Below are 17,334 nucleotides of genomic sequence, written 5' to 3'. Positions count from 1 at the left end.
CGGGCGATGAAATCTCAGCGGACGCTGTTCGAGTCCAGCGTTCGGACGATCAGCAAGGCCAGCAGCGGTATCGCGATCGCATAGATGTACTGCGTCAGCGTGACGCCGATGCCGAACGGGAACCAGATTTCCGCTACGCCGATCGCGCGCAGCTCGCCGGTGAAGTGCGCGATCAGGATCAAGGCCATCGTGGCGGTCGCCAGGATGCGCAGCGGGCCTTCGCGGACCACCCGCAGCAAGATCAGCACAAGCAGCGCGAGCAGGCCGAGCCGATAGGGGCGGGTCAGCGCCACCAGATGCGTCGCACCGGCTGCCATGCCCACCGCGGCCAGCACCAGCGCGGCGCCGTCGACGGTGCGCCAGGGGCGCTGGCACCAGCGGTTCCAGGCCAGCGTCCAGGCCGCGAGGCTGAGCGGCGTCCACAGCACTTTCGACAACCAGGCGTAGGTGGGCAGGCTCTGCAGGTCGGTCCACGAGACGATCGCGTTGTCGAGCCGGTTCATCGCCGAGAACACCAGCGCGATACAGGCCAGGCCGATAAAGCGCGGATGGCTGCTGCGCGAGCGCAGCACCAGCGCCATGCCGATCAGCGCGAACATGGCGAGCGGCTCGACCAGCTCGACGATATAGCCGGCGATCGTGCGCCACCACTGCACGTGATAAAGCTCGCGGCTCTGCGGCCGTGGCGCCAGCGCCGGCGCCACGTGGATGCCGCCGCCGTTGGCGGCGAAGTCGGGGCTCGGCTGCATGAAGACGCGGATGGCGAGCACGCCGGTGGTGCCGCCCGAATCGGCCGGCAGCGCGAAAATCAGCGGCCGCGTGCCGACCATGCGTGGGGATGCGCCAAGCCGGCCCGAGCCGCCCAGCAGCTGCCCGTTCCAATACAGCTCGTAGCCGTCGTCGACGGCGGTCGGCCCGAGGATGTCCCATCCTTGGGTGCCAGGCGGCACCATGACCGTGCGCCGATACCACGCGTAGCCTTGATAGCCGGGATGGCCGTGCGCCATCCATCCCCCAAGGTAGTTCGGCAGGCCCACATCGCCATCGATGCTGCTTGCCGGTGCGCTCAGGTCCATGGTTTCCCAGTGGCTGTCGTTCACGCTGGCATCGGCCCAGCTCGGGTCGTCGCCGGTGTGGAAGCGCCATGGGCCATCGAGCTGCGGAGCGGCCGCACGCAACGCGGCGGGATCGGGGCGGCCGCCGATCGCCAGGGTCACGATGACGGCGCCGAGGCCGATCAGGCTGAGCAGCACGATCCAGGTCGCGAGCGTTCGCGGCGATGCATGGCGCGCCGGTCCCGCGGGGGCGGCGGCAGGTCTTGTTGAGCTGGTCATTGGCGCCCTCTGGAGCGGTCCCGAAGACTGCTACTATCTAAGTGGGTTTAGACGGTAGCGCAAGTGCTCGAAGCCAGGCCCGCCGATCTGCAGAAACCAGTGACCCGCTTGTTATCCATGAACCGACATCGCCCCGCTCGACCGATCGCCGCGATCCGCCTGGATGGCGGGCGCCTGTGCCTGGATTTCGTCAACTCGATCCACGATCGCTACGCGGAGGATGCGGAGGACTACATCGGCGAGCCGGAGCGTTTTATCGAATGGTGTCTGCGCGCCGGTGCGCTAGGCCCGCGCGAACGCATCGCCGTGCCTGAAGGAGCGGGCCAGCGCGCTGCATGGATGCGGCAGGTGCGCACTCTGCGCGATCACCTGCATGCCTTGCTCGCATCGCGCATCGATGGCATGCAGGCACCGGCGGATGCCGTGCAGGGCGTGGATCAATGGCTGCATCGCGCCTGGTCCAGCCAGGCGCTGGGTGCCGACGGGCGCATGCATTGGCGCGACGATGCACGCAACGTGCTGCTGCCGCTCAAGCGCATCGCACTCGATGCGCTGGACTTGCTCGGCGCATCGTCCGCGCCGCCGTTGCGCCGCTGCTGCAATACCAGTTCGTGCGGCTGGCTGTTCCTGGATACCAGCAAGAACCAGCGCCGCCGCTGGTGCGCGATGGAAACCTGCGGCACGGCGGACAAGATGAAGCGGTATCGGCGCGGCCAATGATGAGCCTGGAGTGGGCGAGGCTTCGGTAATACCGGTTGTCCGCGGCGCTCATTGCGCGTATGCGCCGCCCGTATCCGCGCAGAGCTCAGTCTTCGATGCGCGCCAGCACCACTTCGCCGCCGCCTTCGATGCGCAGCGTGCCGGCCGCTTCGATCCACACCGGGTCGTCCTGCACCACTTGCAGGCTTTCGCCGCCGCTGCGCAGCTCGGCCTGGCCGGCCAGCATGTACAGGAACCAGTGCGCGCCGGCCGACGGCGGCAATACCATCGCGCCGTTCAAGGGGCGCGCGATCAGCTCGCCTTCCGCGCCGTCGCGCAGCATCAGGTTGAACGCGCGGGTCGGTCCGTCGGTCAGGCGTGCCTGCGGCGCGTCGGCGCCGTCGAAGCGGATGACGGCAAGGCGCAGCGCCTGTCGTTCGTTTCCGGCGAAAGCCAGCACGATCGACGCATCGAGCGCGGCGAACTGGCGCTGCACGCCGGGCAGGGCGGAGAACGCGGCATCCTGTTCGATGCGGGCGATGCTCAGGCGCCAGCGCCAGGCCTTGGGGTCCGGGCCGCTGGCCAGCACCATCGTGGTGCCGGCGCCATTGGCCCAGGGCTCCGCGTGCAGGGTTTCAGCCGGTACGCGGTGGAAGGCGCTCATGCCGCGATCAGGCGTAGGCGGCGCGGCGGGCTTCGCGGTACGGCGGGTAGTACGCGAAGACGTGGTTGTAGCTGCCGCAGAAATCCATGTCTTCGATGTGCTCGCCGCCGAGGCGCTCGGCCAGGCGGTCGGAGGCTTCGTTGCCGACGCGGACCAGGCTGATCACGCGCGGCACGCGCAGCTGGCTCCAGGCGTGCTCGAGGATGGCCAGGCTCGCTTCGGTGGCGTAGCCGTGGTGGCGGTATTCGGACTTGAGCATCCAGCCCAGTTCGATATCGGGCCAGCCTTCCGGATTCATCAGGCCGGCGCGGCCGACGAAGGCGCCGCTGTCCTTCAGTTCCAGCGCCCACATGCCGTAGCCGCGCAATTGCCAATGGCCGAGCAGCATCGCCAGCGAACGCCAGGCGTGGCCGCGATCGAGCGGCTCGCCGTCGCCGACCCAGCGCGTGCTGGTGGGGTCGGCGAGCATCGCGGCGTAGTCGTCGAAATGGCGGGCGGTGAGGGAGGTCAGGCGCAGGCGCGCGGTTTCGATGGTGGGTATGTCGAACATCGCGATATCAGATGGCAGGCGTGCCGGCCAGCAGGCTGGCGAGGGCGCGGGTACTCGTGGCGAGACTCTCGGCCCAGCTCAGGCCGACGATTTTCTCGCCGGTGGCCGTGTCGATGAAGTCCTCTTCCTGTCCCGGCGGGAGCAGGTGGCGGTAGTCCACCGTGATTTCGCTGCCGGCGGGCAGGGCCCGCGCGGCGAACACGAAACCGAGATGCCACAGCCCGGTGGGCTCGAAGCTGTGGTTGATGTAGCACTCGTCGGGCCAGTCGGGGGACAGCGTGTAGCGGTCCTCGAACCAGCGCGCAGCCGCGTACAACTGCGTGCGCAGCTCCGGCGTGGCCATGATGTCGGTAAGGCTCCAGGTGCGGTCGATCGCGTCCGGCGCGGTGACGATGCTGCCGGCGGCGACGTCTTCATCCAGGAACAGCCCCTTGCCGGCGCCTCCGATACCCGAGGCGGCGATGCGGTAACGCGGCAGGATCATGGCGTGGGAAGCAAATGGTTGTGCTGCTGAATCAGGTACATGGCCCCTGTGACAGCTCCGGCCCGGGTGGTGAAGGCGTTGGTCCGGAGGTCGTGAACGCGGAGTGTAGGCGCAACCGGCGCGGCTCGCCAGAGCCGCGCCGGGCCATCCGGCACCCAGGGCGCCCAGGCGGACTGGAGCTTATGTCTCGGTTTTCGCGGGCTTTTTCGTCGTGGCCGGCGCCGCGCCGCCGTTGCCGCCTTCCTCGGTGATCAGGATCGCGGCGCGGTTGCGTTCCAGCGTGCTGGCGCCGACGCCCTTGACCTGGCCCACCTCGTCCACGCTCTTGAACGGGCCGTGTTCCTGGCGCCAGGCCACGATGGCCGCGGCCTTGGCCGGACCGATGCCGTCCAGCGCCTTGGCGATGGTGGCGGCGTCGGCGGTGTTGACGTTGACCGGCGTGGCGGCGTGCAGGGGCAGCAACAGCAGCAGGCCGAGCAGGCCGATGGCGAACTTGCGAAGCATGGGGATTCTCCTCGTCAGTGGGAAAGCGCGGCGCCTGTGCGCCGCCCAGCCACGATGCCGCCGTTGCCGCTGCGCCACAGCCGGCGCGCGGAGCGCCGTGCGGTGCGCGTGTATCGCCGCGCGGCGTGGGCATGCGCCTACCGCGTGTCGGCGGGCGTCTGCTGGGCGCTGATACAATCGGAGCTTTCCCCATCGCAGGAGCTTCCCCATGGATACCGCCCGTCTCTCGCACTTCGTCAGCGGCCTGTGGGATGAAGAGATCGTGCCCCAGCTGATGGAGTACATCCGCATTCCGAACAAGTCGCCGATGTTCGACCCGAAGTGGGCGGAGCACGGCTACATGGACGCCGCGGTGAAGCTGATGGAGACCTGGGCGCGCAGCAAGCTGCCGGCGCTGCCGGGCGCGACGCTCGAGGTGGTGCGCCTGGAAGGCCGCACGCCGCTGATCTACATCGAGGTGCCCGGCCAGAGCGACGACACCGTGATGCTCTACGGCCATCTCGACAAGCAGCCGGAGATGACCGGCTGGGCCGAGGGCCTGGGCCCGTGGACGCCGGTGATCAAGGGCGACAAGCTCTACGGCCGCGGCGGCGCGGACGATGGCTACGCCATCTTCGGTTCGCTCGCCGCGCTGCTGGCGCTGCGCGAGCAAGGTATTGCGCATGCGCGCTGCGTGGTGCTGATCGAAGCCTGCGAGGAATCGGGCAGCTACGACCTGCCGTACTACGTGGACCATCTGGCCGCGCGCATCGGCAATCCGTCGCTGGTGGTGTGCCTGGACTCCGGCTGCGGCAACTACGACCAGCTGTGGCTGACCACCTCGCTACGCGGCATGACCGGCGGCGAGCTGAGCGTGCAGGTGCTCGAGGAAGGCGTGCATTCCGGCGACGCCTCCGGCGTGGTGCCGTCGAGCTTCCGCATCCTGCGCGAGCTGCTGTCGCGCCTGGAAGATCCGCAAACCGGCACGGTCAAGCCGAAGGAGCTGTACGCCGAGATTCCGGCGCAGCGCGTGGAGCAGGCGAAGCAGGCGTCCACGGTGCTGGGCACCGCTATCTACGAGAAGTTTCCCTTCGTGGAAGGCATGCATCCGGTCACCGAGGATCTCACCGAGCTGGTGCTCAACCGCACCTGGCGCCCGCAGCTGGCGGTGACCGGCGCGGAGGGCCTGCCGCCGCTGGAGAGCGCCGGCAACGTGCTGCGCCCCAAGACCGCGGTGAAGCTCAGCCTGCGCCTGCCGCCGACGCTCAACGGCAGCCAGGCCGGCCAGTTCGTCAAGCAGCTGCTGGAAAAGGATCCGCCGTACGGCGCCAAGGTCAGCTTCAAGCTGGAGAAGGACGGTGGCGGCTGGCACGCGCCGCAGCTGTCGCCGTGGCTGGAGCAGACGGTGGCGCAGGCGTCGCAGAACTATTTCGGCGCGCCGGCGGCCTACATGGGCGAGGGCGGCAGCATTCCCTTCATGGGCATGCTCGGCGAGAAATTCCCCAAGGCGCAGTTCCTGATCACCGGCGTGCTCGGTCCGCATTCCAATGCGCACGGCCCCAACGAATTCCTGCACATCCCCACCGGCAAGAAGGTGAGCATGGTGGTGGCCGAGGTGGTGGCGCGCCATTTCGAGCAGGGCGGCAAGGCTTGAACCACGACTACGGCTACCTCGCGGCCAACTGGGCCGCGGTACGCCAGCGGGTCGATGCGGCCTGCCGCGAGGCGGGCCGCGATCCCGCGGAAGTCGATGTGCTGCCGGTGAGCAAGACCTTCGGGGCGGACGCCATCCGCGCCGCGACGGCGCTGGGGCTGCACCGCTTCGGCGAGAACAAGGTGCAGGAAATCCGCGAGAAGGCCGGCCCGCTCGCCGACTGCGGCATCGCCTGGGTGGTGATCGGCCACCTGCAGACCAACAAGGCCAAGGACGTGGCCAGGCTCGCCAGCGAGGTGCAATCGCTGGACCGCTGGGAGCTGGCCGAGGCGCTGGACCGCCGCCTGCAGGCGGAAGGCCGCGCGATCGACGTGCTGGTGCAGGTGAAGACCTCGCCGGAACAGAGCAAGCAAGGCCTCGACCCGGCGCAGCTGCCCGATTTCCTGGCCCGCCTGCGCGGCCTCGACACGCTGCGCGTGCGCGGCCTGATGACCATGGCGGTGGTGGCGGACGAGTCCGCCCCGGTGCGCGCCTGCTTCCGCCTGCTGCGCGAGCTGCGCGACCGCATGGCCGGCGAGGGCCACCAGCTGCCGCGGCTGTCGATGGGCATGAGCGGGGATTTCCCGCTGGCCGTGGCCGAGGGCGCCACCGAATTGCGCATCGGCACGGCGATCTTCGGACGCCGGGCGTAACACTGGGGCCAGGGTCTTTGCAGACCTGTTACGGACCTCCGTCACAACTTCGCGACGATGATTAATCTAGGAAAATTTCCTAGACGGGGCCTCGACTTGCAGTGATTCCGTTCGGCTTTCAGAGGGATACCGCACGTTGCTGAGCCCTTCAGCTTTTCGAAACTGCGGGGTTTAGTTAACCCGGATCGAACATAAGGCCTATATCGCTTTGCTAAGTTCACGACTTCGTCACGGTCGTCGACACATCCGACGGCCAATCTCATGAACAGCAAAGGGATTTGTCCCGCATGCCAATCAAGCGATTGACCGTCTTCTCCGTGCTGGCCGCCGCCGCGCTCGTTTCCGGTCCCGTCTTCGCCAGCCCCAGCGGACAATCGCAGGCCAGCCCTGCTGTCGCCACCATCACCCCGCCGTTGATGAGCCAGTTCGCCGCGCTCGCCCCGGCCCAGATGCTGTCCCAGTCCGCGCTGCCCGCCGCGCCGGCGATCGAGGAACAGGCCAGCAACGCCGACGACCTGCGCAAGACCCTGATCGACCTGGCCATGCAGCTGCGCGATATCCGTTATGTGCGCGGCGGCCACGATCCTTCCACCGGTTTCGACTGCAGCGGTTTCGTCCGCTATGTGTTCTCGCATGCCGTCGGGCTGGAGTTGCCGACCAACTCGGCCGGGCAGTTCCTGGCGGGGCTGAAGGTCAATCGCACCGAGATGCAGCCGGGCGACCTGGTGTTTTTCCGCACGGCGGGTGGTCGTCGTGGCGGCGGTCGCATTTCGCATGTGGGTATCTATATCGCCAATGGGCAGTTCATTCATTCGCCGTCGCGCGGCAAGACGGTGCGCGTGGACAGTCTGGACGAGTCCTATTGGGCGAAGCGTTTTGCCGGCGCCAAGCGCCCTGAGGGCATGGCGCAGAACGGCTGATCGTTCCGCTTTTTCCGCAGTCCGAGGCCGCCCTCCGGGGCGGCCTTTTTTATGGGGCTCCGCCGTCATTCCGGCGCAGGCCGGAATCCAGTTTCCGTGTCGCCTGATTGTCGCGATCCCGCAACCGGGCCGCTTACGCAGCGGGCGTTCCGTGCGCCTGCCGGCGCCCGGGTCACTTTTTCTTTGCTGGCCCAAAGCAAAAGTAACCAAAAAGAAATGGCCTAAGAGCTAGGACTGAGGCGAGCTTTGGCGCTGCGCTGTTCTTGCCACACCCCATCACCCCTCTCCCCTGCGGGGAGAGGGCAGGGTGAGGGGCCGGGCGGAGCGGAACATTGATCGCTTGCCGAATCTACCTGGCACCCAGCCGCCTCAACTCATCCGATTCAACAACCCGCACACCTTCGCCCTTTTCCCGCGCCAACCGCCACAACGCCCTGGCGACCGTCTCCACGTGGATGCCGCGCCAGCGCCCGGGCAGCAGGCGGGACAGTGGGGCGGCGATCGTTTCGCCGAGACGGAATTCGGCGCGGGGGCCGAGCAGCAGCGAAGGGCGCACGATGGTCAGTTGCGGCCAGTCCTGTGCGATCAGCGCCTGCTCCAGCTCACCCTTCACCCGCGTGTAGAACGTGCGCGACGAAGCGTCCGCACCCAGCGAACTCATCACCAGGCAATGCCGTGCGCCGAGTTTGCGGGCGCGTCGCGCCACCGCCAGGGGCAGGTCGAAGTCGGCCATGCGGAAGGCTTCGCGGGAGCCGGCGCGGGCGATGGTGGTGCCCAGGCAGCAGATCGCGATATCGACCGGAGGCTGCAGCTGCGGCAGCACGCGTTGCAGGACGCCGACGGGGTTCTCCAGGCGCGGCGCGGGCGGCAGCGGGTGGCGGGTCGGCGCCAGCACGCGCGCGACATCGGGAGCGGCCAGCAGCTCGCGCAGCACGCCGCCGCCGGTGAGGCCGGTGGCGCCGGCGAGGAGGACATGGAGGGGTGAAGCGGTCATGGCGCGCGGCGAGTGATCCGACGCGTCCAGCTTGCCACGGCCTGTCTTTGTTGCGCGTAATGACTTGCGCCGGAAACGCTAGCGCGCGACCACCGTCACAGGCCGATGGAAACTGGCCATCGGCTTCCACTGCGGATAGGCCGTCTCCATCGACAGCTTGCCGCCGACCATGAAGAGCGCGCGCAGGTCGTCGACCAGTCCGCGCAGGTCCCAGGTCGGGGCGGCGTCGGCCGGCGGCACCACGTCGCTGGCGGCAAGGTAGTCGTCGTAGCGTTTGCGCCCGGCGGCGTCGCCGCCGTCGCGCAGGTCCAGTCCGGAGCGGGCGTACAGCACCGGCACGCCGCGCGTGGCGAAGCTCAGCGCGTCGGAGCGGAACAGCTGCATGCCGGCCAGTTCGTCGCCGGAGCCCATGTTGCGGTGCTGGCTGTGCAGTGCCTCGGCCAGATAGTCGTCCAGCTGCGACTGGCCGTAGCCGAGCACGTCGAGGTCGCGGCTGGGTCCGATCCAGGGCAGCGCATCGAGCTGGATTTCCGCCACCGTGTGCTCCATCGACACCGCCGGATGATCGACGTACCAGCGCGAACCGAGCTGTCCTGATTCTTCCATGGTCAGCGCGACGAACAGCAGCGAGCGGTGCGGCTTGGGCGCGCGATGCGCGAAGGCCTCGGCCAGTTCGAGCAGGCCGGCCAGGCCGGCGGCGCTTTCGGCCACGCCGTGCAGCGACTGGCTGTCGCGCGCGTCCGGATGATTCCAGTGCGCGGCATACACCACCGCTTCGTCCGCATGCTTGCTGCCGGGCAGGCGGGCGATCACGTTGGGGGAGACGCCGCGGCTCACCGTGCTGTCGAAGGCGAGGCTGGCGTTCGCCGCGAGCGGCACCGCATGGAAACCACGGCGATGCGCGGCGGCGCGCAGCGCCTGGAAATCCTGGCCGACGCTGGCGAACAGTTTTCTCGCCGCGCCGTCGCTCAGCCAGCCGGCGATCGGCGTCGCCGTGGCCGCGTCGCCCGGCAAGCCGTACCAGGGGCCGCCCCAGCGCTGGCGCACGGTGTTCCACGCAAAGCCGGAGGCGGCCTCGTCGTGCACCACGAACAGCGCCGCCGCACCGTGGCGCGCGGCCTGCTCCAGCTTGTAGCGCCAGGAGCCGAACAAGGTGGGCGTGCGGCCCTGGAACAGCGAAGCATCCTGGCTGCCCCAGCCCGGATCGTTGGCCAGCACCACCACGGTCTTGCCCTTGACGTCGATGCCGGCGTAGTCGTCCCAGTCCTGCGCCGGATCGTCGATGCCGTAGCCGGCGAACACCATCGCCGCATGCTCGATCGCCGCGTGCGCCTGGTTGGCGGGCGAGTTGGCGACCATGTCGATGCCGTAGGCCAGCGACAGCGGCTGCGCGCCGCCGTCGATCTGCAGGGTCATGCGTTCCGGATGCACCACCGCGCTGCGCACATAGGGCACGTCCTGCGTCCACTGGTCGTCGAGGCCTGGCTGCAGACCCATGCGCTGGAACTGCGCGATCAGATAGTCGACGGTATGCCGCTCGCCGGCGCTGCCGGGGGAGCGGTCGCGCAGCTCGGGCGCGGACAGCGCATGGAAATGGACGGCCAGATCCTCCGGCATGATGCCGGGTGAAAAGTGCGCCGAGACTTCGTTGTCGCGCGACGACGAATGATGCTGGCACGCAGCCAGCATCACACTCATCACCACGGCAGACACAAGACGGCGCATTCCCCTCGGCTCCTGCGCGAGACAGGCGGGAATGTAACCGCAGCGGAGCCTGCTGAAAACGCGCAAGTTTTCGCGTTCAGCGGCGGGCGCGGCAGCTTTCTGCGATTGGCTTGCGCCGATCGACTTGGGTCGCTTCGATGCGTCCGCTTTTGTCCTCATTGAGCGGGCGTGGCACCGATGTCGCGATAGGTTCCGCTTGGGCTCGCAGCGGATGCTTCCGGAAAGAAAATGCGATGCCCGCCCATGGGCGTTGGCGTGGTCTTCCGGTCCAGGTCGCGCAGCGAGATGCCGGTGGGCGAGCTGCCAGTGCCCGTTCGCCGATGTCTCTGGCGGAGATCGGTCACGCTGCATCGTTGATCGGACGTATAGACGTCTATTTGTGCGGCGCGGCATGGTGGTGCCGGCCGGCGACCAGTGCGCGCATTGACGTCAGTGTCGCAGAAGGCCGCCACGACGATGCCGGGCAGCGCCCGCAAAGGCTCCCGGCCCGGGCATGGCTGGTCGTCGCAGCCCTTGATGGCGATACCGCCCGGCAGCCGCTACCCTTGGCCGCTGGCCTCGGAATCGACCATGTTCCCCAATCTCGCCCCGGTTACCCGCAACCTGCTGATCGCCAACGTGGCGGTCTTCCTGCTGCAGATGCTGATGCCTGCCGCGATGGTGCCCCTGGCGCTGTGGCCGCTGGGCAGCGGCTATTTCCAGCCCTGGCAGATCGTCACCAATGCCTTCATGCATGGCGGCTGGCCGCACCTGCTGTTCAACATGTACGCCTTGTTCATGTTCGGCAGCCAGGTCGAGCGGGCGCTGGAGGCGCGCAACTACACCATCTATTACTTCGTCTGCCTGATCACCGCCTCGATCCTGCAGCTGCTGTGGCTGCGCTATGTCGAGGGGGATTTCCAGAGCCCGACGGTCGGCGCGTCCGGCGCCATCTTCGGCCTGCTGCTGGCGTTCGGTCTGCTGTGGCCGCGCGAGCGGATGATCGTCTTCCCGATCCCGGCCGCGATCCCGGCCTTGCCGCTTGTTCTCGGCTACGCCGCGCTGGAGCTGGTCGCCGGGGTGCTCGGCTGGATGCCCGGCATCGCGCACTTCGCCCACCTGGGCGGCATGCTGGGCGGCTACGTGATGCTGCAGTACCTGCGCGGCCGGCTGCCGATCAAACCCAAGCGGCGCCTGTTGCGCTGACCCTTTCCACTTCGCGGTTGTTTTCTCGATGACTCAGCACCTGCAGCGCCGGCTCACCCCGCGCCATATCACCTTCATGGCCCTGGGGATGGCGATCGGCGCCGGCCTGTTCCTGGGCTCCGCCAACGCGATCAACCTGGCCGGCCCCTCGGTGCTGTTCGCCTATCTGTTCGGCGGCGCGATGATCTTCATCATCATGCGCGCGCTGGGCGAGATGGCCGTGCACGATCCGGTGGCAGGCTCGTTCAGCACCTACGCGCATCGCTACCTGGGGCCGTTCGCCGGTTATCTCACCGGGTGGAACTACTGGATCCTGATGGTCGGCGTGGGCATGGCCGAGAGCACCGCGGTGGGCATCTACATGCGCCAGTGGTTCCCCGAGCTGCCGCAATGGATCTGGGTGTTCGGCAGCGTGGCGATGATCGGCGGCCTGAACCTGATGGCGGTGAAGGTCTACGGCGAGATGGAATTCTGGTTCACCCTGATCAAGGTGGTCACGGTGGTGCTGATGATCCTCGGCGGCGCCGGCATGATCTGGCTGGGCTGGGGCAACGGCGGCCAGCCGGTGGGCCTGGCCAACCTGTGGTCGCACGGCGGCTGGTTCCCGCATGGCTTCACCGGCATGGTGCTGGCCTTGCCGGTGGTGGTGTTCGCCTTCGGCGGCATCGAGACCATCGGCATGGCGGCGGGCGAGGCCGCGCAGCCGGAGCGCACCATTCCGCGCGCGGTGAACTCGGTGCTGTGGCGCATCCTGATTTTCTACGTGGGCGCGCTGTTCGTGATCATGGCGATCTACCCGTGGGACCAGCTCGGCACACAGGGCAGCCCGTTTGTCACCACCTTCGGCAAGCTGGGCATTCCGCAGGCCGCCGGCCTGATTAATTTCGTGGTGATCACCGCCGCGCTGTCGGGCTTCAACAGCACCACCTTCAGCGGCAGCCGCATGCTGTACAGCCTGTCGACCAAGGCGCAGGCGCCGGCCTTCCTGGGCCAGGTGAGCGAACATGGCGTGCCGGTGCGCGCGGTGCTGGTGACGCTGGCCTGCCTGGTGTTCGGCGTGGTGCTGAACTACCTGCTGCCGGAACGCATCTTCGCGATGATGATGTCGATCCTGGCCTTCAATACGGTGTGGACCTGGATGATGGTGCTGATCGCCCACTACAGCTTCCGCCGCCGTCACGGCGCCACCGCGTTCCCGCTGCGCGCGTGGCCGCTGACCAGCGTGGTGTGCCTGCTGTTCCTGGCCTTCGTGCTGTTCATGCTCGGCTACAGCGCCGATACGCGCGTGGCGCTGTACGTGGGCGCGGGCTGGGTGGTGCTGCTGTCGCTGGCGTATCGCCTGCTGGGCATCGGCGCGCGGATGCGCGCGCTCGAGCCGCGGGCGATCTGACCATGATGGAGCCCCGCATGCGCACGGTTGGCCTGATCGGCGGCATGAGTTGGGAATCGACGGTTGCCTACTACCAGATGATCAACCGCGGCGTGCGCCAGCGGCTGGGGCCGCTGCGCTCCGCGCGCCTGTTGCTGGACAGCCTGGATTTCGGCGAGATCGAGGCCCTGCAGCGGCAGGGCGACTGGCATCACGCCGGCAAGCTGCTGGCCGCGTCGGCGCGGCGCCTGGAGGCGGGCGGGGCGCAGGCGATCGTGCTGGCGACCAATACGATGCACAAGGTGGCGGATGCGGTGGTGGCGGCGACGCCGCTGCCGTTTCTGCATATCGTCGATCCGACGGGCTTGGCCTTGCGCGAGGCCGGGTTTCATCAGGTGGCCTTGCTTGGCACGGCGTTTACGATGGAGCAGGAGTTCTACCGCGAACGCCTGCGCAGTCGCTACGGCATTCGCTGCCTGGTACCGGATGACGGGCAACGGCGCGAGGTGCATCGCGTCATCTACGAGGAATTGTGCGCCGGCATCGCGATCGAGTCGTCGCGGCAGCGCTATCGCGAGATCATGGTGGACTGCGCGGCGCGCGGGGCGCAGGCGATTATCCTCGGGTGTACCGAGATTGGCTTGCTGGTCGGGCGTGAGGATAGCCCGGTGCCGTTGTTTGACACGGCGGCGTTGCATGCGGCGGCGGCGGTGGATTTTATGCTGGGCTAAATGTGCGTCATGCCGGCGTAGGTCGAAATCTCCATGACGTCAAACACGCCTGTTACGATCCATCCAGGACTCTAAACCCGCCTGCTCCTGATGGCGGGGCGGCAGACATGGAGATGGTCGTGAAGCTAGCCAAGTTCTACTTTTCCCTGAGTTACGTCGTTGTCCCCAGCGTGTTTGCCGGTGGCTACGTCTACTACGTGAACTCAAAAAGCATCGAGCAGGACGCGGCTCCTGCGACTTCGGCAAAAGCACCGACGACGCTCAACAGTAGCGATATCAATGAAGCAACTCGGAGCAGTCGCTCGGCGCGCGCCCTGACTGCTGAGGAAGTTGAGCTCATTTACGGAACAAATAGCGGCACCGAGCCACCCACCGGAGGTGGCTGCGATGCGTCCGGGTGCCATACCACGGCTTGGGTGCCACCACCGGCGCCGCCGCCGCCTCCCTTGACCGGCGGAGGCGGAAGCTCCGGGAACGGAGGGAGTGGAGGGTCGAGTGGGGGAAGTGGCAGCAGCGGTGATGCCGGCGACTCCGCGATCTCGCAGGAGTACAAAGACGCCGCGGAGAAGTGCGCGACGTATTACGGACACCTTACGCCGGTCTATACGACCAACTTCACCGATAAGGTGGGCTGGACGGCGGTGGATTCGGCAGGTGCGCCGATAAAACATATTGTGACGGACAGCATCGAGGATCCGACTGAGCCGCTCCCATCCGGTGCGGTGAAGTGGCTAATGACCGATGCCAGTACATTTTTCGATGATAACCCGCCCCATACGGATATTTATGGGACGGCTTATTGGGCATTCGGCAACGTCATAAAGGTGCTCACCCACGAGTGGTACCATCAGCAGCACGATGTGCCCGGTGAAAGTCTTGCGCAACGGAATCAGAATGAGCTGGACGCAAGGGCAGCGGGGCAGGCTGCCGAGGACGCATTCAATAAGACGCCTATTCCAAGGCCGGATTGCTCAAAGTAAGTGCGCATTACTTATTGAACCAATGAAAAGCAAGGGCATTTTATGATTATTCTGCATAAATTCGTCGCGGGCGCGGTACTGGCGTGTACTGTCGTGGCGGGCGCGTCTTTCGCTCCGAGCCTGGCCTTGGCTGTTGAGTCGACGGCTCAAGCCGATTCCGGAATGGCGAAACAGCTTAAATTTGATGATTTCAGAAACGCCAAGCATTGCCTGGAGGCGATTACGAGTCTCGGGCGGGTGCAGCAAGAGATGTACATCTGCAATTCCAGGGTGAATGGAGCGGGTCTGGCGTCCAAGAATAATTGCCAGGCCAAAGTTGCTGAGCTCTCCGGAAAGGCGAAGTCAATCAATGAGGACTCCACTGTCTCGGCCTGCAGTCGGGATCCCGACGTTCTATCCGATAAGTTCAACATGGCGGTAAAGGCAGCAGCTGAGGCCGGTAGCACCGATGCCCAGATGTGCTACATCCAGGGGGCCGGCGGTCAAGGGGGATCGCCTGTCGATGTGCCTGGATATAAGGCCCTGGCCCACGAGTATTTGGGCAAAGCTCTCGATCGCGGTGATTGGCGTGCGGTTGAGTTGCTGTCGACTGCGCCGACCAACCTTGCGCACGGCGGGGGCGGGCTGCTCGTCAATTTGCCTGAGGTGGGAAACTGGGAGACCGTATATGGTGCGACGAAACTGCTGAGTCTCGGTGCGACTGGTGACTATGCCAAGTCTCTAAACAACCGCTTGGCCGAGGCGGCGCATTGGCTCAGCAATGAGCGGATACATGCCGCCGAGCGATGGGCTCAGGACATGTACCGGAAGAGTTTTCACAGTAGCCCCAAGCTGACCGCGGATCCCGTGCCCTGCCTGGGTTCTTATCGGTAACTTTTCGAGATCATGGATTGCGAATCAGGGCTTGGCGTGCATGAGTAAGCTAATGCCGCATGTCATGGAGAGACTCTACAGCGCCGAAATGGATTTCGGCTGCTACGACGGCGAGCAGCGTTTGACTTACATGCTGGCCACCATCCCGAGGTCGGGTAGTACCTACTGCGCTATCCGACTCTGGCAGACGGGCCTGCTTGGGGCTCCGATGGAGTATCTGAATTTCAGGTTTGTCGGAGATATTCTCCGGCGGCTTGACTATGTTCCCCATCTGGCCGGCGAGATATCGGAGGCCGGAATCGCCAAATATTGGGGGGACATCAAGCGATTGCGGACTTCGCCAAACGGAGTCTTCGGGTACAAGATGTTCGGCGTCAATTATCTGGAGATATCGCGGCGCGTGCCCGGATTTCTGAGGCAGATTGTCCCGGACTACGTGATATACCTGACCCGGCGGGATCTGATCGGCCAAGCCATGTCATATTCGCGCGCTCAGCGCAGCAGGCGATGGTTCGCGGGCATGTCGGACACGCCTGAGGTTCGCTATGACTTCGAGCATATTAAGCAATGCATTTCCAGTATCGAAGACCAGAAGTCTTCGTGGGAAAGAATGTTTGCCATCACCGGGGTAAGGCCGATCCACATCTGTTATGAAGATCTTCTGGCCGATTCCGCCGGCGTTATCCGTGCATTGCTTCTTGATATGGGCATACCTCCAGAGCCTGCCGATGAATTGGCCATCCCTCTGATCGAGCGCCAGACCGACGGCGTCAGCCGGGAGTGGCGTGATCGTTTCGCGGAAGACAGTGCGCGAGAATTGGCTATTTCCGCTGTCACGGACGAGTGAATGCCGCCATGCGCCAGATGAAGCTCATGGAGCTTCCGTCAAGCGGCGGTGAGGTGGATAGCTATCGGACAGTGGGGGAGAGCATCCGTCGCAGCTTTTCCCATGCGTCACCCGAAGCCATGCAAAAGGTCATGGCGTGGCTGCATGGCCAGCCGATCCGTCTTCAGTATCTAGGCTGCTTCGAACAGTCCGAGTTGGAGCACGATCTTTCGGACTACATGTCTCCACATGCGACCGAGGTTTTCGAAGACGGCCGTACTGTTTTCGAATATGACACGCTTCTTGGCCTGCCTGATGTTCAGTCGATGACGAGGCTGAGCTTTGCGGACTTCTGCAAATTTTTGCTCGATCTGCAGGCCATGATGGTCGGTGGGGAAGGCGGATTTCGAAGCGGCGACATCGCGACGGCCGCCGACCGAACGGGCGCCAGCGTCCGCTATCCGGAACCCCGCGCCATCGGTGCCGGTCTCCGGTCCATTCATGAGTTCTGGAATAGTCATGTCCATTCGGAGCCCGCTTTGGCCGGCGTGATGGCGATGGCTGCCTTGTTGAATCTTCATCCTTTCATGGACGGCAATGGCAGGGTCGCCAGGGTCATTTTCAATTGGACGCTCAATGGCGGACGGCAGGACCGGGTGTACTTGCCGCTGCACGAAATTGCCGCGCTTTCGCGTTGCGGTTATCTGATTCGGTTGCGCCAGGCGCAGTATCACGCGAACTGGGCGCCGCTTCTGAATTTCATATCGATGTGCGGGCGAAGGTTGTTCGAGGAGTAAGACTTACTCCTTGAGCCGATTTCCCTGCATCGTCTTCGTTCCTCAAAACCGCGCACTTCCCTGTGCGCGCGCTGTTTGTTCCTCGGCAAGGAGTGGGGCGGTTGCGGAGAATCGAGAGATTTAGGTCGCGTCATCTCCCATGAGTTCAGTGACTTCATCGAGGCGATAGCTGAGCGATTCCGCGTAGCGGCTCAAGTAATGCACAGCGGTGAACACACCTTCCACGCAGGTGGGTGGCAGCGGCCATTCACCCGCTTGTGCAGCCACGTTGCATGCCTGCAGGTCGCGGAAGGTGTCGCTGTTGGCAAGGATGCCGGTAAGGACGTTGATGGCCATGCTGATGCTGGCCAGGTCGTTGTGGGTGCGGAGCTGGA

19 protein-coding genes are annotated in these 17,334 nt (G+C 65.7%); 11 read left to right on the top strand and 8 right to left on the bottom strand.

Annotated features, from left to right (window positions below):
• Positions 1 to 14: 14 nt before the first annotated feature.
• The gene (locus tag BM172_RS16515; protein WP_026635164.1) at positions 15 to 1,334 is read right to left on the bottom strand and encodes a glycoside hydrolase family 2; all 1,320 of its coding nucleotides are present in this window, start codon (positions 1,332 to 1,334) and stop codon (positions 15 to 17) included.
• Positions 1,335 to 1,451: 117 nt separating this feature from the next.
• On the opposite strand from BM172_RS16515, the gene BM172_RS16510 reads away from it, so the two are divergent.
• Complete coding sequence (locus BM172_RS16510) at positions 1,452 to 2,054, top strand: CGNR zinc finger domain-containing protein (protein ID WP_231504193.1); 603 nt, start codon at positions 1,452 to 1,454, stop codon at positions 2,052 to 2,054.
• Positions 2,055 to 2,139: 85 nt separating this feature from the next.
• Here the strand turns inward: BM172_RS16510 and BM172_RS16505 are convergent, their stop codons facing one another.
• From BM172_RS16505 to BM172_RS16490, 4 genes are all read right to left on the bottom strand, one after another.
• Positions 2,140 to 2,697 carry a HutD/Ves family protein gene (locus tag BM172_RS16505; protein WP_051548639.1) on the bottom strand — a complete coding sequence of 186 codons (558 nt, stop codon included), beginning with the start codon at positions 2,695 to 2,697 and terminating at the stop codon, positions 2,140 to 2,142.
• 7 nt (positions 2,698 to 2,704) lie between these two features.
• Positions 2,705 to 3,247: a GNAT family N-acetyltransferase gene (locus BM172_RS16500; protein ID WP_026635166.1), complete on the bottom strand. Its 543-nt coding sequence runs from the start codon at positions 3,245 to 3,247 to the stop codon at positions 2,705 to 2,707.
• A gap of 7 nt (positions 3,248 to 3,254) precedes the next feature.
• Positions 3,255 to 3,731 carry an SET domain-containing protein-lysine N-methyltransferase gene (locus BM172_RS16495; protein WP_026635167.1) on the bottom strand — a complete coding sequence of 159 codons (477 nt, stop codon included), beginning with the start codon at positions 3,729 to 3,731 and terminating at the stop codon, positions 3,255 to 3,257.
• A 180-nt stretch (positions 3,732 to 3,911) separates the two neighbouring features.
• Positions 3,912 to 4,235 carry a ComEA family DNA-binding protein gene (locus BM172_RS16490; protein WP_026635168.1) on the bottom strand — a complete coding sequence of 108 codons (324 nt, stop codon included), beginning with the start codon at positions 4,233 to 4,235 and terminating at the stop codon, positions 3,912 to 3,914.
• 208 nt (positions 4,236 to 4,443) lie between these two features.
• On the opposite strand from BM172_RS16490, the gene BM172_RS16485 reads away from it, so the two are divergent.
• The 3 genes from BM172_RS16485 (at position 4,444) to BM172_RS16475 (ending at position 7,480) form a co-directional block, all read left to right on the top strand.
• Complete coding sequence (locus BM172_RS16485; protein ID WP_026635169.1) at positions 4,444 to 5,868, top strand: M20 family metallopeptidase; 1,425 nt, start codon at positions 4,444 to 4,446, stop codon at positions 5,866 to 5,868.
• On the top strand, positions 5,865 to 6,560 hold the full coding sequence (locus tag BM172_RS16480) for a YggS family pyridoxal phosphate-dependent enzyme (RefSeq protein WP_026635170.1): 696 nt from the start codon (positions 5,865 to 5,867) through the stop codon (positions 6,558 to 6,560). Before BM172_RS16485 ends, BM172_RS16480 begins: the two co-directional genes overlap by 4 nt.
• 287 nt (positions 6,561 to 6,847) lie before the next feature.
• Positions 6,848 to 7,480, top strand: a complete 633-nt coding sequence (locus BM172_RS16475; RefSeq protein ID WP_026635171.1) for a C40 family peptidase — start codon at positions 6,848 to 6,850, stop codon at positions 7,478 to 7,480.
• Positions 7,481 to 7,829: 349 nt separating this feature from the next.
• Here BM172_RS16475 and BM172_RS16470 read toward each other — a convergent pair whose 3' ends face one another.
• Together BM172_RS16470 and BM172_RS16465 are read right to left on the bottom strand one after the other, a co-directional pair.
• Positions 7,830 to 8,474, bottom strand: a complete 645-nt coding sequence (locus BM172_RS16470; protein ID WP_026635172.1) for a Rossmann-fold NAD(P)-binding domain-containing protein — start codon at positions 8,472 to 8,474, stop codon at positions 7,830 to 7,832.
• A gap of 78 nt (positions 8,475 to 8,552) precedes the next feature.
• The gene (locus BM172_RS16465; protein WP_051548641.1) at positions 8,553 to 10,199 is read right to left on the bottom strand and encodes a M28 family peptidase; all 1,647 of its coding nucleotides are present in this window, start codon (positions 10,197 to 10,199) and stop codon (positions 8,553 to 8,555) included.
• A gap of 570 nt (positions 10,200 to 10,769) precedes the next feature.
• Between BM172_RS16465 and BM172_RS16460 the strand changes: the two genes are divergently transcribed.
• The 7 genes from BM172_RS16460 to BM172_RS16435 all read left to right on the top strand — a co-directional run bounded on the left by BM172_RS16460 (position 10,770) and on the right by BM172_RS16435 (position 16,960).
• The gene (locus BM172_RS16460; protein ID WP_026635173.1) at positions 10,770 to 11,384 is read left to right on the top strand and encodes a rhomboid family intramembrane serine protease; all 615 of its coding nucleotides are present in this window, start codon (positions 10,770 to 10,772) and stop codon (positions 11,382 to 11,384) included.
• A 28-nt stretch (positions 11,385 to 11,412) separates the two neighbouring features.
• On the top strand, positions 11,413 to 12,774 hold the full coding sequence (locus tag BM172_RS16455; protein ID WP_026635174.1) for an amino acid permease: 1,362 nt from the start codon (positions 11,413 to 11,415) through the stop codon (positions 12,772 to 12,774).
• 17 nt (positions 12,775 to 12,791) lie between these two features.
• Positions 12,792 to 13,484 carry an aspartate/glutamate racemase family protein gene (locus BM172_RS16450; protein WP_026635175.1) on the top strand — a complete coding sequence of 231 codons (693 nt, stop codon included), beginning with the start codon at positions 12,792 to 12,794 and terminating at the stop codon, positions 13,482 to 13,484.
• Positions 13,485 to 13,603: 119 nt separating this feature from the next.
• Positions 13,604 to 14,464: a hypothetical protein gene (locus BM172_RS22265; RefSeq protein ID WP_143096543.1), complete on the top strand. Its 861-nt coding sequence runs from the start codon at positions 13,604 to 13,606 to the stop codon at positions 14,462 to 14,464.
• Positions 14,465 to 14,506: 42 nt separating this feature from the next.
• Positions 14,507 to 15,337: a hypothetical protein gene (locus tag BM172_RS16445; protein ID WP_026635176.1), complete on the top strand. Its 831-nt coding sequence runs from the start codon at positions 14,507 to 14,509 to the stop codon at positions 15,335 to 15,337.
• Between the two features lie 40 nt (positions 15,338 to 15,377).
• Complete coding sequence (locus tag BM172_RS16440; protein WP_081805158.1) at positions 15,378 to 16,184, top strand: Stf0 family sulfotransferase; 807 nt, start codon at positions 15,378 to 15,380, stop codon at positions 16,182 to 16,184.
• A gap of 8 nt (positions 16,185 to 16,192) precedes the next feature.
• Complete coding sequence (locus BM172_RS16435; protein ID WP_026635178.1) at positions 16,193 to 16,960, top strand: Fic family protein; 768 nt, start codon at positions 16,193 to 16,195, stop codon at positions 16,958 to 16,960.
• Between the two features lie 120 nt (positions 16,961 to 17,080).
• Here the strand turns inward: BM172_RS16435 and BM172_RS16430 are convergent.
• Positions 17,081 to 17,334, bottom strand: a 254-nt coding sequence (locus BM172_RS16430) for a hypothetical protein (protein ID WP_218154629.1), incomplete at its 5' end; no start/stop codon positions are given.

This window comes from Dyella marensis (assembly GCF_900112865.1).
GTDB classification, from domain to species: domain Bacteria; phylum Pseudomonadota; class Gammaproteobacteria; order Xanthomonadales; family Rhodanobacteraceae; genus Dyella_D; species Dyella_D marensis_A.
The sequence above is the reverse complement of the archived record's forward strand: the minus strand, read 5'-3'. Positions and strand labels throughout refer to the sequence as shown.